The 14,113-nt window shown below is 64.0% G+C and carries 9 protein-coding genes and 1 pseudogene; 6 read left to right on the top strand and 4 right to left on the bottom strand.

The features are described 5' to 3' along the window. Positions 1-11 precede the first annotated feature (11 nt). The 3 genes from RGUI_RS04655 to RGUI_RS04645 form a co-directional block, all read right to left on the bottom strand. Positions 12-932 carry a LysR family transcriptional regulator gene (locus RGUI_RS04655; protein ID WP_081531979.1) on the bottom strand — a complete coding sequence of 307 codons (921 nt, stop codon included), beginning with the start codon at positions 930-932 and terminating at the stop codon, positions 12-14. Positions 933-1,291: 359 nt separating this feature from the next. Then, positions 1,292-2,158: an SHOCT domain-containing protein gene (locus RGUI_RS04650; protein WP_081531978.1), complete on the bottom strand. Its 867-nt coding sequence runs from the start codon at positions 2,156-2,158 to the stop codon at positions 1,292-1,294. Between the two features lie 133 nt (positions 2,159-2,291). Further along, positions 2,292-3,068: a transglutaminase family protein gene (locus RGUI_RS04645; RefSeq protein ID WP_081531977.1), complete on the bottom strand. Its 777-nt coding sequence runs from the start codon at positions 3,066-3,068 to the stop codon at positions 2,292-2,294. 270 nt (positions 3,069-3,338) lie between these two features. On the opposite strand from RGUI_RS04645, the gene RGUI_RS04640 reads away from it, so the two are divergent. After that, positions 3,339-4,808, top strand: coding sequence for an NAD-dependent succinate-semialdehyde dehydrogenase (locus RGUI_RS04640; RefSeq protein ID WP_081531976.1), 1,470 nt, complete (start codon positions 3,339-3,341; stop codon positions 4,806-4,808). A gap of 54 nt (positions 4,809-4,862) precedes the next feature. Here the strand turns inward: RGUI_RS04640 and RGUI_RS04635 are convergent, their stop codons facing one another. Continuing rightward, positions 4,863-5,696 carry a polyphosphate kinase 2 family protein gene (locus tag RGUI_RS04635; protein ID WP_081531975.1) on the bottom strand — a complete coding sequence of 278 codons (834 nt, stop codon included), beginning with the start codon at positions 5,694-5,696 and terminating at the stop codon, positions 4,863-4,865. 267 nt (positions 5,697-5,963) lie between these two features. Between RGUI_RS04635 and cysE the strand changes: the two genes are divergently transcribed. The 5 genes and pseudogenes from cysE (at position 5,964) to RGUI_RS04610 (ending at position 14,101) form a co-directional block, all read left to right on the top strand. Beyond that, on the top strand, positions 5,964-6,764 hold the full coding sequence (cysE, locus tag RGUI_RS04630; RefSeq protein ID WP_081531974.1) for a serine O-acetyltransferase: 801 nt from the start codon (positions 5,964-5,966) through the stop codon (positions 6,762-6,764). Positions 6,765-7,040: 276 nt separating this feature from the next. Next, entirely contained in the window at positions 7,041-9,134 is a 2,094-nt protein-coding gene (locus RGUI_RS04625) for an FG-GAP-like repeat-containing protein (protein WP_081531973.1), read from the top strand. Between the two features lie 244 nt (positions 9,135-9,378). Then, the gene (locus tag RGUI_RS04620; protein WP_081531972.1) at positions 9,379-10,071 is read left to right on the top strand and encodes an FkbM family methyltransferase; all 693 of its coding nucleotides are present in this window, start codon (positions 9,379-9,381) and stop codon (positions 10,069-10,071) included. A gap of 5 nt (positions 10,072-10,076) precedes the next feature. Next, complete coding sequence (locus RGUI_RS04615) at positions 10,077-12,317, top strand: glycosyltransferase (RefSeq protein ID WP_081531971.1); 2,241 nt, start codon at positions 10,077-10,079, stop codon at positions 12,315-12,317. Positions 12,318-12,548: 231 nt separating this feature from the next. After that, positions 12,549-14,101: pseudogene (locus tag RGUI_RS04610) on the top strand (acyl-CoA carboxylase subunit beta). Positions 14,102-14,113 lie beyond the last annotated feature (12 nt).

Here is a 14,113-nt window from a genome sequence, read left to right as displayed (position 1 = left end):
TGACAGCCGCGTCAGGTCTTGGCGAAGTCGCGGGCGAGGGTCAGAAAGCTGTCGATCGCCGGCAGCCCGGCAATGTCGCCCAACGTGACGACATGCACCGCCGCGCCGTCCTCGGCATCTGCGATGGGCAGCGCCACGATGCGCCGGTCCGCCCCGGTTTCGGCGGCAAACGCGATGCCAAGCCCCAGCCCGGAGGCCACCGCCTCTTTCACCGATTCCCGGGATGGCAATTCAAGGAAGGGCTGCAGCGGCAGGCCCTTGGCGGCCAGTTCGGTCTCGATCTGGGTATAGGTCATCGAGGGCTGTGCCCGCACGATCAGAGGCTCCTGCAGGACCCGCGCCCAGGGCACCGCATCCGCACCGGCCAGAGCGTGGCCCACGGGCACCATCACGGCGAGCCTTTGGCGCGAAATCGTGACATGGGCGAAGGGTTCGGGCGGTGGCGCGCGCAGGGTCATGATGGCGACGTCCGTCTCGCTGCGCTTCAGCCGGTCGAGCAGGTTGAACGTATGCGACTGCACAAGGTCCAACTGGACGCCGGGATTGGCCCGACGAAAGGCACCAATCAGTGCCATCGCGGCGGGCGGCGTGCTGAACCCCACCCGCAGATGTCCCTGCTGCAGCGCTTCGAGGTCGCGCGCGATGGTCTCTAGCGCCTCAAGCTCGGTCAGTACCCGCCGCGCCTGATTGTAGAGCCCGCGTCCCATGGCGGTGGGTTGGGAGCCTTGCCTGCGGTCGATCAGCCGCAGCCCGAACTGGGTTTCGAGGTTCTGCACCCGGATCGACACCGTCGGCTGGCTGAGACCCAGATATCGCGCGGCCTTGGAAAAGCTCTGCCGTTCCACAACGGCCACGAAGGCGCGGATGTCCTGAAGACTTATCTCGCCCTGGCGTTTGCGGGCGGCTGGTGGCGGCGCGTCGGCGGGCGGCATCTTTTCCTCCCTGTCGAGACCCGGTTGCCTATCCGCGGGCGCGGCACTTGTCACGCGGATTCGCAGGTGGCGGCGGGCATGACCGGCATCTGCCGTGCCGCGCCGGTTCCGAGGGACGCGGCGGACGATTCTGCCGATATGCCCCTTGGCCGGGCGCCGTGGCCGCCATCCCGCGGGGCGCCCCTAACGCCCGCAAGAAGGCCAAGTGGTGCAGGAGCCCGACCGGCAGGTCGCCGCGCATAGCTTGCGGGTCGCCGTCAGCAATGGCTGCACCGCTGTGGGCGAGGGCTTGGGGCAAGTACGTTCCGTGAAGATGACCAGCGTGACCAACACCCGATTTGCGTAACAGCGGCCGCCCGTTACAATCGCTTCAGCAACTCGGCCTTCTTCTCTGCAAATTCCTCTTCGGTCAGGATGCCATCGTTCTTGAGGTCTGACAGTTTCCGGATCAGGGCAATGGTGTCTTCTGCGCCAGAGGCGCGGCCTTCCACCGGTTCGGCAGGATGCGGTGCCTGCACGGCCGCCGGCGACGGCGCGGGTTTCGCGGCCTCGGTGGCTTGCGCGTCTGCGGGGCTATCCGTCGGAACCGCTTCGTTAGGGGCGGGACGTGCTGCCGGCTCTTCCGCCTCCTCCACCGACAGTTTCCGCAGCCCGGCAAGTGAAACCGGTCCGTGCTGGCTGACAAAGGTCAGCGTCCTGTCGCCGCTTTGCTGCTGCGACACGCCCGAGATCCGATGGTCGCCGGTATCGTAGATGTCGATCTTGCCGCCGACATCGATGGCAAGGCGCTGGGTGTCGGGGAACACGGCATAGCGCATGTCATTCTGGCTGCCGGTGGAGGACGGAGTTCCCAGCTCGGATGGCCATGCCTGCCCCCCAATCCCCGATCCCGAAACAAAAAGGCTGGGTCCGCTTGACTGGCTTTGCGACATGGCCGGGTGCGCGGTCGGTGCAATGGCGGTGTGCGTGCGCAGTGCATCGGACAGATCGGAACACAGCGCGTCGACCTTCGCTTTCAGGGCGTTGTTGAACATGTCGCCGATCATGGTCATGCCGCCCGCCGACCATTGCCCCATCCCGCCAAGGTCGGGATGGTTGAACTGGGCCTGCGTGCCGCCCCCCTGGACGAGCGCGAAGAGCAGGGTTTGCACCGCGTCGCTCGATACCGCGTGGCGGTCGGCGATGTCAGCGACGATTTTCTCGCCCTCGGGCGTCAGACGGGTCATGGATCGGGCCTTGCTTCAAGGGAACGACAGCCTTCGCCGGGATGGCGTGGGTTGAGGTTAGCATATCGCAAAGGGCCACGGCAGGGCACCCCACTGCCCAGCCGCAATTTTCTTTCACGTCCCCGCCAACACGCTATCGGCGGCCGACGCTTACCGTCTGTTCGACCAACTGTGCCGGGAGACTGGTTTCGAGGAAGGCCACGTCGCAGGCATCGCGCCCCGCGGCGATAAGGACGATGTCATCGGGGCGGCTCATGCCCGTGGCATCGACAAGTTGCCAGCCCCCGTCCAGCCAGACCTCGGCCACGGCATGGAAATCCGGCGGGTCGACATCGGGCGCATAGACCGAGGCATAGCGTGCCGGAATGCCAGAGGCGCGGGCCAGCGCACAGACCATATGAGCGTAGTCGCGGCAGATCCCTTCGCGGGCGGCGAACGTATCGATCACGGTCGTCGCGGGGCCGGAGCTTGCCGGGACATAGGCCATTTCCGCCGCCACCCAGTCGCGGATGGCGGCAACCTTGGCCCCGCCCTCCCGGTCGCCAAACCGGCGCGCGACAAAGGCGGGAAACATGTCGGACTGGCAGTATCGCGACGGACGCAGGAAGGAGAGCGCCTCGGCCGGAAGCTGATGAAGCGGCACGGCGGCCAGGGACTCAAGAGGCGTATTCGCCCGACTGACATCGACACGCGCGTGATAGGTCAGGGACAGGGTATCCTGCGAAAGCTGGACCCAGATCCGCTGGCCAACCCCGGCCTCGCCGTCGATCCGGTTCAGTTCCGCCGCGTTGGTTTCAAGCCGGCTGTCCAGAACGGTCTGACCGTCGGTGTCCGCGGCACCGATCACCAGGCACGCCGTTGCCCCCGGGCCGAGGGTGTAGTTCATTTTCACGTCGATCTCGATTTCCATGTACTCCGTTCCGCGTGATGTTCGGATTTCGCCGCGGCGGTCGCCCGGAGGATCCGTTGGCACGGACCGAAGGCAGGTTGCGCCGCGCAGCGCTCGCGGGCTTGATGGCCCGGCCCGGGACGCTCTGCAACACGCTATCTTGCGTCTGGGCGGCGGATGCCATGTTCGGAACGTAAGTCGGCGCCTGACGCGTCCGCGCCGGCGCTGCCCTGCGATCTGCTTTTATCCCCGGCTATGGCATGCGAGGTTTCCCGCGAAGGGAGATTGCATATGACCGATGACACGATTGCCACACGCGCCGGGATTGCGGACCATTCTCTCCTGCGGAGTGGGTCCTACATCGACGGCCGATGGGTGGAGGGCGAAACGACGATCACGGTGCGCGACCCCGCCGACGGTGCCTGTATCGGGACCGTTGCCGCGATGACGGGCACGCAGGCACGCGGGGCGGTGGCGTGCGCCGAGGCGGCCTTTCCGGGCTGGGCGCATAAACTGCCGCAGGAGCGCAGCGTCATCCTGCGGCGCTGGTTCGATCTGGTGATCGCAGCACGGGAGGACCTTGCGCGGATCATGGTCATCGAACAGGGCAAACCTCTGTCGGAGGCGCGGGGAGAGATCGACTATGCCGCGTCTTTCATCGAGTTCTACGCCGAAGAGGCCAAGCGGCCCAATATCGAAGGGGTGACCTCGCATCTGCCCGACGCCGAGGTGGAGCTGTGGCTGGAACCCGTGGGGGTGGTGGCCCTGATCACGCCATGGAACTTCCCCTCGGCCATGCTGACGCGCAAGGCGGCCGCGGCCCTGGCGGCCGGCTGCACGGTGGTGGCGCATCCGTCGGCCGAAACGCCCTTTTCCGCGCTGGCGCTGGCCGAACTGGCCGAACGGGCCGGGGTGCCGGCAGGCGTGTTCAACGTGGTCACCGGCGATGCCCCAACCGTGGTCGGTCCCTGGACCGAAGATCGGCGGGTGCGGGCGCTCTCCTTCACCGGCTCGACCGAGATCGGACGGCTCTTGTATCGTCAGTCTGCCGAAACGGTGAAGCGGCTGGTGCTGGAACTGGGCGGGCATGCGCCGGTGATCGTGTTTTCCGGCGCCGACCTGGACCATGCGGTTGCCGAGACGATCAAGGCCAAGTTCGCGACCTCGGGGCAGGACTGCCTGGGCGCGAACCGCATTTATGTCGAGCGTCCGGTCTATGACGACTTCTGCCGCCGGTTCATCGCGGCGACCGAGGCGCTGACCGTGGGGCGCGGCGTGGATGACCCCGATATCGGACCGCTGATGAACGACCGCGCGCTCGCCAAGCAGGAGGACCATGTTGCCGATGCCGTGGCGCAGGGCGCACGGTTGGCCTGCGGCGGCAAGCGCCTGCCCTTGGGGCCGCTTTTCTATGCGCCGACGGTGCTGACCGATGTGCCCGACAGCGCGCGCATCATGGCCGAGGAGACCTTTGGCCCCGTCGCACCGATCACGCCCTTCGAGACCGAGGAAGAGGTCGTCGCCCGGGCCAACGCGACGGAATACGGGCTGGTGGCCTATGTCCACAGCCTGAACCCGCGGCGCATCTACCGCGTGTCGCGGGCGCTGCAATTCGGGATGATCGCCGTGAACCGGACCAAGGTTACCGGCGCCCCGATCCCGTTCGGGGGCATGAAACAATCCGGTCTCGGGCGCGAGGGGGCACGCCGCGGGATGGAGGAATTCATGGAGATCAAGTATCTCTGCCGCGATTGGCACTGACCAAGGGCGCGGGCTGTCCACGACCGGAAGCCGGGGCAAGACACCCGGCGTGCCCTACTCCGTTCGGCCGCGCAGGCTTGCAATCAGGTCGGCTTCGACGTTCAGAACCCGGTCGGCCGCGTCCAGCACGCGGCCATCGGGGACCACCGGTTCGATCTTCAGGCCATCGCTGAGGCCCTGAACGATGTGGCGAAGCGCGCTGATGCGGGCATGGCGCTTGTCATTTGCCGGGATCACATGCCACGGCGCCGCCTTGGTCGAGGTGCGGGCGAACATCTCGTCGATGGCTTCCGAGTAGGCATCCCATTTCTCGCGGTTGCGGAAGTCTTCATAGGTCAGCTTCCACCGTTTCAGCGGGTCGCGCAGGCGTTCCTCGAACCGTTCAAGCTGCACCTCCGGCGTGATGTGGAAGAAGAGCTTCACCAGCCGCGTGCCGTCCATCAGCAGCATCCGCTCGAAATCGCAGATCTCGTCATAGCCCATGCGCCAGCGGCTTGCGGGCGTCAGATCCTCCACCCGTTCGACCAGCACCCGTCCATACCACGACCGGTCGAAGGCCGAGATGGCGCCCTTGGGCGGCAGCCGTTCCATGAAGCGCAGCAGGTAATGGCGGTCGAGGTAGTAGTCCCGCGGCGCCCCGATGGGCCAGACCTTGAAGCTGCGCGGGTCAAGCGCGGCCGACATCCGCCGGATCGTGCCGCCCTTGCCCGCGGCATCCCAGCCTTCGAACACGATGACCGCCTTGGCGCCGGAAAACAGATAGGCCTGCTGGATCGTGGTCATGCGAAGCTGAAGCTCCTCCAGCGCCTTGTGATAATGTTTCTTGCCCATCTTGGGCGACATGTCGATGGCGGACAGGCGGGGAGGATTGGTGGCGGATGCTTTCATCTTGCGATCCAAGCAGGTTCGGAGGGCAAAGGCAAATGGCGGCTGTGCCCGGCTGGCCGAGTCGACCGCCTTTCGCAGATGGGCGTTCGGGTTTTTCGGCGCGGTTCATTCGCACGGTGCCGAATTCTTGAACATGGTGACCGCCGCCGTTGGTCTAGGATGACGTCCACCCCATCCTTGGGATACCTTTGCAGTCGGGGCCCGGCCGCGGTTTGGCCTTCCGGGACCGTTTGTTGTAGGATCGGGGCAGCGAAGAAAGGAACACCGATGGCTGAAACCAAGCGCCGCCTGACGGAAGTCGACCCGGTCTGGAAGCGGATCTGCGCCGAAGCGGAGGAAGCGGTCGTGTGCGAACCGCTTCTGGGCGGGTTGATGCATTCAAGCCTTTTGCACCATGACGGGCTGAACGATGCGCTGGCCTATCGGTTCGCGCTGAAGCTTTCCTCCGGTGAGATGTCGGAACAACTGCTGCGCGAAATCGCGGACGCGGCCTATGCCGATGCGCCGGAACTGGGGCAGGCGGCACGGGCCGATCTGACCGCGGTGGTGGAGCGTGACCCGGCCTGCCATCGCTACATCCAGCCGATCCTGTTCTTCAAAGGCTTTCAGGCGTTGCAGGCCTACCGGATCGGTCATTACCTCTGGGGGCATGGGCGGCAGGACATGGCCTATTTCGTCCAGATGCGCGTGTCGGAAATGTTCGGGGTGGATGTTCATCCCGCGGCGCGGCTTGGCCAGGGCATCATGATCGACCATGCCCATTCCATCGTGATCGGCGAGACCGCGGTGGTGGGCGACAATGTCTCGATGCTGCATTCCGTGACCCTTGGCGGGACCGGCAAGGAAGAGGAAGACCGGCACCCCAAGATCGGCGATGGCGTTCTGATCGGGGCAGGGGCCAAGGTTCTGGGCAACATTTCGGTCGGCTGCTGTTCGCGGATCGCAGCGGGGTCGGTCGTGTTGCAGGATGTGCCGCCGGGATCGACCGTGGCCGGGGTTCCTGCAAAGATCGTCGGAGAGGCCGGCTGTGCGCAGCCATCGGCCATGATGGACCACCGGTTGAGATAGGCACTTCGGGGCCCTCGGCTGGTCTCCATCCAGGCGGTGCCAGGGCGATGGTTTTGTGGTTCCGCGGCAAGACTGCCTATGGCGCACCCAGTCTGAGCGCCTAGCGCCGCACGGTTTCGTCTTGGCGTCCTGCTTGGCAAAGAGGTCGGGCAAGCCTGTCTTGCCCGGCATGCCAGAGGCTGAGAGGATCGTTCCACACCTGCCGCGCCGACGGGAGAGGCCGATAGCGGAGCGGCATGCGGCGGCCGGCCGGGTCGATCCGGAGGAGATTGCAGGATGGCCATCACCGACCTCGAACAATACCTTATCGAGTTGTTCAACCGCGCGCGGATGGATCCCTTGGGAGAGGCCGCCCGCTTCGGGATCGACCTGAATGAGGGGCTGGAGCCGGGCACGATTTCCGCCACTCCCAAGGCCGCCCTTGCGCCCAACACCTATCTTGAGGCCGCCGCGCAGGACCATTCCGAATGGATGCTCGCCGCCGATGTCTTCAGCCATACCGGTGAGGGCGGGTCGACGGTCGAGGAAAGGCTCCTGTCCGCTGGCTATGCCCTTTCGGGGGCGTGGTCCTATGGCGAAAACCTTGCATGGTTCGGCATCCATCTCGGCGGTGTTGACCTGTTGGAGGCCGCCGAAGACCATCACCAGGGCCTGTTCCTGAGCCCCTATCACCGGGAGAACCTGCTGTATCCCGATTTTCGGGAGGTCGGCCTTGCACAGGTCCGGGGCGATTTCACCGCCGATGACGGCGACACATACGATGCGTCGATGTTGACCGTTGATTTCGCCAGATCCGGCGACGGGGTGTTCGTGACCGGCGTGGCCTATCAAGACCTCGATGGCGACGCCTTTTACACGGTGGGCGAGGGACGGTCGGGCATCGGCATACACGCCGGCCTGGGCGGTGTGTCGACTGCGGCGGCCGGGGGATATGCGCTGGCGGTTTCGGCCTCGGCAACCACCTCGGTTGAGATCGTCGTCGATCAGGTCACATCCGAAGTGGTTGTCGATACATCGGGCGGCAATGCCAAGCTCGACGTGGTCGATGGCGACCGCCTTCTGGTGTCGGTCGACATGACGCTGGTTTCGGGGATCGCCGATGCCGGCCTGCTTGGCGTCTTCGACGCGAACCTGTTCGGCAATGCCGGGGCAAATGATCTGCGCGGCAATGCAGGTGAAAACGCGTTAGAGGGGAACGGCGGCGATGACCTGTTGTCCGGCGGTGCGGGGGCGGATGATCTGACCGGTGGCACCGGGCGTGACATCTTTCTGGGTGCAGCGGGGGCGGCGGATCTGATCGGCGACAGGATCGCCGATTTCACCCGGCTTGACCGGATCGTCTTCAACGACGAATCCGACGTTCTGGATATCACGGTTCTGACGACCGAAACGCGGATCGCGTTCGATACCGATCTGGACGGGAATTCCGATGGCGCCCTGACGCTTTCGGGCGATTTCTCGGGGGCCGGCTTTTTCATTCGGCGCAGCGCGGGCAGCACCGAAATCACGCTGGCCAGCGGCGACCGTCAGGATTTCACCGGGGACGGCACCGACGACATCCTGTGGCGCAAGGATAGCGGGCGCGTCAGTTTCTGGGAGATGCAGGAGGGGGATGAGAGCTATAGGGTCATCGCCGATATCGATACTGCCTGGACCATTCGCGGCAAGGGCGATTTCACAGGGGACGGCACCGATGACATTCTCTGGCGCAAGGACGCCGGGAATGTGGGGTTCTGGCAGATGCAGAACGGTGACGAAACCTACCACGTTATCGGCCATGCCGGTAGCGACTGGACGGTGACGGGCACGGGCGATTTCAACGGTGACGCGGCCGATGATGTCCTCTGGCGAAAGACCACCGGCACCGTTGGATATTGGGAGATGCACGACGGAAACGAGACCTTCCACGTGATCGGGTATGCCGGCAGTGACTGGAGCATCGAGGGCACAGGTGATTTCAACGGGGACGGCACCGACGATGTCTTGTGGCGGAAAGACACCGGCACGGCGGGCTATTGGGAGATGCATGACGGGGATGAGGCGTTCCACGTCATCGGCTATGCCGGCACCGATTGGCTGATCGCGGGCACCGGTGATTTCAACGGCGACGGGACCGACGACGTTCTTTGGCGCAAAGACACCGGCACCGTGGGATTCTGGGAAATGGACGGCGGGAGCGGGACCTTCCGCGTCATCGGCTATGCGACCACCGATTGGGGGATCGAAGGGACGGGCGATTTCACCGGGGACGGCACCGATGATGTTCTCTGGCGCAAGGACAGCGGCCGTGTCGCCTATTGGGAGATGCGGGAGGGGGACGAAACCTATCACGTCATCGCCGATGTCGGGCCGAACTGGGACATTGTTTGACCACGGCAATCCCTTCCGGTTGCACCGATCATAACGCGGGAACGCAAGACCGATACGCCCGGGGCGCCCTCGCGGTGCCTCCCTTGGCTGCGGGTCGTTTCGCCCGTGCCCTGCCATCCAGCTTTGCCACCTTCAGATGAACAGACCCACCCGCCGCGTCATCCCGTGCCGACGCCGTCCTTGCAAGGTGGACATGGAAGAGGCTAGGACACGAACCTGAACGGAACAACTCTCGGGCGTGTCAATGGAACTGAAAACGTTCACCCTGCGCGGTATCAAGATCGAATTGCCGCCTCATCTGCTGACACCTCCGATCCTCGAAGCGATCAGCGCCGGACGCTATGAGCGGCTTGAGGCGAACCAGCTTGTGCGCATCCTCCGCGACGGCGACCGGCTGCTCGAACTTGGGGGCGGGATCGGGTATCTCTCCTCCCTGGCCAGCAAGACCGTGAAGCTGGAAAGCTGCCACGTGATCGAAGGCAACCCGGAACTGGTGCCGATCATCGCGAAAACACATGCCCTTAACGCTGTGGATGCGGTTGTCGAGAATGCGATTGCCCTGTCAAGGACGGGGCGGCTTGACCTTGTTTCCGCGGCGCAAGACGAGGTGGCCTTCTATCTGCGGACGAATTTCTGGGGGTCGTCGCTTTCGGACAGTTCGGCCTATCGGGAAAAGGTCACTGTTCCGGTTCGCGATATGCAGGGCTTGCTGGACGGGATACACCCAAGCGTTGTGATCGCCGATATCGAAGGCGGCGAGGTCGATATCTTCGACCGGCTTGACCTGCGCGGGGTGCGTTCCGTCCTGCTGGAGGTGCACAAATCCGTCATCGGAATTGAGGGCATTCACAGGATATTCGCGACCCTGTCCCGGGAAGGGCTGCTTTACGATCCCGACTGTTCGGTCGGGGCCGTCGTGCATTTCACACGGGCTTGAACGACATGATTACCGTCATCCTACCGCTGCGCCTGTCCGAAATCCGCCTGTATGACGAGATCGAGCGGCTGGATCGCATCGCCGAGACAATCCCCAAGGACCGGTTTCAGATCCTGATCGTCGATTTCGGGACCTGTGCGGAACGCGTTGGCGAACTGGCGCGCTTTTCCGAGCGGCACGAGGGCGTCGAAATTCTGCGGGTGGACGACGACGGACCGTTCAGCATCGGGCGCGCGCGCGACATTGGCGTCCAGCATGCCAAGACTGATATCGTGATGTTCCACGATGTCGATTTTCTTTGTTCGGCGGACACGTATCAGAGGATCTACAAGGAAGCGGCGGCCCGCAAGCTTGACCGAAAGGGGTACGACTTCTTCACGGTGCCGACCATCTTCCTGACCGATGCCGGAACACGCACCTATCTCGACCTTTTTGCGAAAGACCCAGAGCACGCGGACTGGCACGCCCATAACAGCGTGCTTCGCGGAAAGAGGGCATTCTTCCAGCATGCGGCATTGGGATCCTCGGCCACGGTGATCAACCGCTACTTCTATCTGGTCTCAGGCGGCCACGACCCGGCGTTCAGGGGGCATGGCGCGGAAGACTTCGAATTCTATCACAGGCTTGAAAGCCTTTGCCGGCGTGCGCCCCGGAGCAACCGGTATTACGAGGGCATCCCCTATGCGAACGGGAATTTCAGCGGTTTCCGTGCGTTCTTTGCGCTGTTCGGACAGGATATCTGGATGCGCGGCATCTGCATGGTGCATCTGGATCATCCCCGCCGTGAAGTTCATGACCGCGCCTATGGTGTGAGTTCACAGAATTTCAGCATGCTCCGGCGGCGGATGGAGGACTACGACAAGGCCGTCCACGTCATCAAACCGATCGGCGACATACAGGTTCAGGAAAACACGCTGCTGTTGATGTCGCCCTTGGCGCGGCCCGCGAATGCCCTGCGCATGGCGCTGCCCGCCTTGGGCAAGCATCAGTTCCTGCCTGAAGATGCGTTCAACACGCCAGAGGATGTCGCCGCGTTTGTCGAACGGGAGAGCATCACCCAAACCGTCTTCCTCAACCCCTATGGAAACGAGAAGCGCGCGGCGATCTATGACCTTTTCCGCAGCCGCGGCCTGCGGACGATTGCGTTCGACAGGGGGGCCTTGCCGGACTCGTGGTTCTTCGACCGGGAAGGGTTTCTGGCGGGCAGCGGGCTTTATCGTCGCGAGTTGTGGAACCACCCCCTTGAGCCCGGGCAGGAACGTCACGCGCGCGCCTATATCAGATCGCTGCGCGAGGATGACAAACACCTTGAGAAAAACGACACGTCCATGGGGCCGGAATATTGGCGCAATCGCCTTGGCGTGGGCGAGCGGAAGGTCATCTTCGTCGCCCTCCAGCGCCCCAAGGACGTGGCGATTACCACCTTTGCCGGCCCGGTTGGAGATTTCGACACGTTTCTCGATTGGGTGAATGACCTCGCGACGTCCATTGACCGCACCCGGTATGTCGTTGTCGTGAAGACGCATCCGCTGGAAACGGAAAGGCCCGAACTCGATGGCGTGGTCTGGTGTCCGGACGGCGCAAATATCCACGACCTGATCGACTTGTGCGAACGCATGGTGGTCATCAATTCCGGGTCGGGTTTGATCGCCGCCGCCTTCGGTAAACCCGTGATCGTGTGTGGCGAGGCCTTCTATGCCCATCCCGGCATCTGCTGGGCGGCCACGACGTCAGAAGAACTGGTGGAGCTGTGCCAGCAGAGGCTGGTCGTGGACGAGGACAAGGTCTTGCGCTTCGTTCACTACCTCATTTCAAAGGCCTACAGCTTCGGTCAGTCCGAGTACAAGGAGATCAACACCGACGGGGCCGTGACGAAGATCGTCAGCAACATCGACTTCTCGGTGATCCGGTGCCTTGGCGCGTATGATGTGGTTTTGGGCCAGCGGTCGCCACGCCTGCCCGACGATGCATTTCTCTTGACCTCGGCGGGCCGAACCATCGTCAGGAACCCGCCTGTACAACAGGCGGCGGGGTCGGCGCAGAACAGCGCGCGCGACATGTACCGGTTTTCGCTTTCCGGTCGGTTGATCTGGTTGGGATATCGGCTGCTGTCGGGGCCGTTTCAGGGCGAAAAGACCCGCAAGAAGATGGAGCTTTATCCCGTCGCCTTCCTTGCAGAGGCGCGAAACCCGGCCAATCGCTTGATGGGGCGGATTCTGCTGCCGAAGTCTCTGCGGGACTTCTGAGGTGTCATCGCGGGGCGATCGGTTCGCACGTATCCCCAGATTGGATGCACGTCCGGGATAAACGCGGCCTGTGGACAGGTTAGCGCTGCCCGAAATTTGGGCTTGTGGGCCTGTCGCGCCGCGCCGACCCTAGCGCCTTGCCAGCGGGGTCGCTATACGGATGGGGCGGTTTGCACCTGAACTCGATATGTCCCGCCCGGCCGGGATCAGACATGCGGAAGTGATTGTTTCATGGCGATTTCCCGGGATCTTTCCGAGGCGTTGGAGAAACGGCGGGCCGCCGCTCTGGAAGGGGGCGGTGCGCAGAAAGCGGAGGACCGACATGCCAAGGGGCGAATGACGGCGCGCGAACGGATCGACACGCTGTTTTCCCCCGGCACGTTCCAGGAATCGGGTCTGCATGCCCGGCACAACACCCGCCATTTCGGGATGGAGAAGAAGTCGATCCCGGGCGACGGGGTCATCACCGGCACGGGCTTTGTCGACGGTCGCCCGGTCGCGGCCTTCAGCCAGGATTTCGGGGTCGCGGGGGGATCGCTTGGCGATGTGCATTCGCGCAAGATCTGCCATATGCTGGACCACGCGCTGAAGGCGGGTGTTCCGGTTGTGGGGTTCAACGACTCCGGCGGGGCGCGCATCCAGGAAGGGGTGGGGGCGCTGTCGGCCTACGGGCAGGTGTTCTATCGAAATGTGCAGTTGTCCGGCGTGGTGCCGCAGATTTCCGTCATCGCGGGCCCGTGCGCGGGGGCGCAGCCTATAGCCCTGCGCTGACCGATTTCCTGATCATGACGCGGGAACATGCGCATATGTTCATCTGCGGGCCAGAGGTCATCCGCGCCGTCACCGGTCAGGCCACCACGATGGATGAGATCGGATCGGCCGATGCCCATGCCTCGGTCGCCGGCAACATCCATTTCATCGCAGAAGATGACGCCGACGCGGTGGCCATCGTGCACCGGTTGCTGTCCTTCCTGCCCTCCAACAACATGATGGACCCGCCCCACCGGGCGGAGGCGGAGCTTTGTGTTGTCGACGATCCGGCGTTGGACGAACTGGTGCCCGAAGATCCCAAGATGCCCTTCGATTGCCGGTCGGTCATCGCGCATCTGGTCGATGACGGCGATTTCATGGAGGTCAGCGCTGCCTTCGCCCCGAACATGGTGATCGGCTTCGGGCGGATCGGCGGCATCGTGGTCGGGTTCGTCGCCAACCAGCCGATGGTCAAGGCCGGCGCGCTGGACATCGATGCCAGCGACAAGGCCGCGCGGTTCGTGCGCTTCTGCAATGCGTTCAACATTCCGCTGGTCAACCTGGTCGATGTGCCGGGCTTTTTGCCCGGTGTGCATGAGGAACAGCGTGGCATCATCCGGCACGGGGCCAAGATGCTGTTCGCCTATGCCTCCGCCACGGTGCCCAAGATCACGGTCATCATGCGCAAGGCCTATGGCGGGGCCTATATCGCGATGTGCAGCGAAGATATGGGCGCCGACCGGGTGCTGGCATGGCCGACCGCGGAAATCGCGGTGATGGGGGCCGAAGGGGCGGTGAACATCCTTTATCGCAAGGATCTGGCCGAGGCGGAGGATCGCGCCGCCCGCGCCGCTGAACTGGCGGCGGAGTACCGGGCGGAATTCGCGTCGCCCTATCTCTCTGCCGGGATGCTCTTCGTGCACGATGTCATCCAGCCGCGAGAGACGCGCAGCGCCATTGCGCTGACCTTGCGGGGGCTGATGTCCAAGCGCGAGACGCGGCCACCCAAGAAACACGGCAATATTCCCCTGTAAGGTTGACGGTCC

The organism is Rhodovulum sp. P5, from assembly GCF_002079305.1.
Taxonomy (GTDB): domain Bacteria; phylum Pseudomonadota; class Alphaproteobacteria; order Rhodobacterales; family Rhodobacteraceae; genus Rhodovulum.
This window is presented reverse-complemented; position numbering and strand designations above follow the sequence as displayed.

Excerpts from the sequence above, each read along its gene's own strand:
- RGUI_RS04645 (WP_081531977.1), bottom strand. The coding sequence starts at position 3,068 with ATGGAAATCGAGATCGACGTGAAAATGAACTACACCCTCGGCCCGGGG.
- RGUI_RS04640 (WP_081531976.1), top strand. The coding sequence starts at position 3,339 with ATGACCGATGACACGATTGCCACACGCGCCGGGATTGCGGACCATTCT.
- cysE (WP_081531974.1), top strand. The coding sequence starts at position 5,964 with ATGGCTGAAACCAAGCGCCGCCTGACGGAAGTCGACCCGGTCTGGAAG.
- RGUI_RS04620 (WP_081531972.1), top strand. The coding sequence starts at position 9,379 with ATGGAACTGAAAACGTTCACCCTGCGCGGTATCAAGATCGAATTGCCG.
- RGUI_RS04655 (WP_081531979.1), bottom strand. The coding sequence starts at position 932 with ATGCCGCCCGCCGACGCGCCGCCACCAGCCGCCCGCAAACGCCAGGGC.
- RGUI_RS04650 (WP_081531978.1), bottom strand. The coding sequence starts at position 2,158 with ATGACCCGTCTGACGCCCGAGGGCGAGAAAATCGTCGCTGACATCGCC.
- RGUI_RS04615 (WP_081531971.1), top strand. The coding sequence starts at position 10,077 with ATGATTACCGTCATCCTACCGCTGCGCCTGTCCGAAATCCGCCTGTAT.
- RGUI_RS04625 (WP_081531973.1), top strand. The coding sequence starts at position 7,041 with ATGGCCATCACCGACCTCGAACAATACCTTATCGAGTTGTTCAACCGC.
- RGUI_RS04635 (WP_081531975.1), bottom strand. The coding sequence starts at position 5,696 with ATGAAAGCATCCGCCACCAATCCTCCCCGCCTGTCCGCCATCGACATG.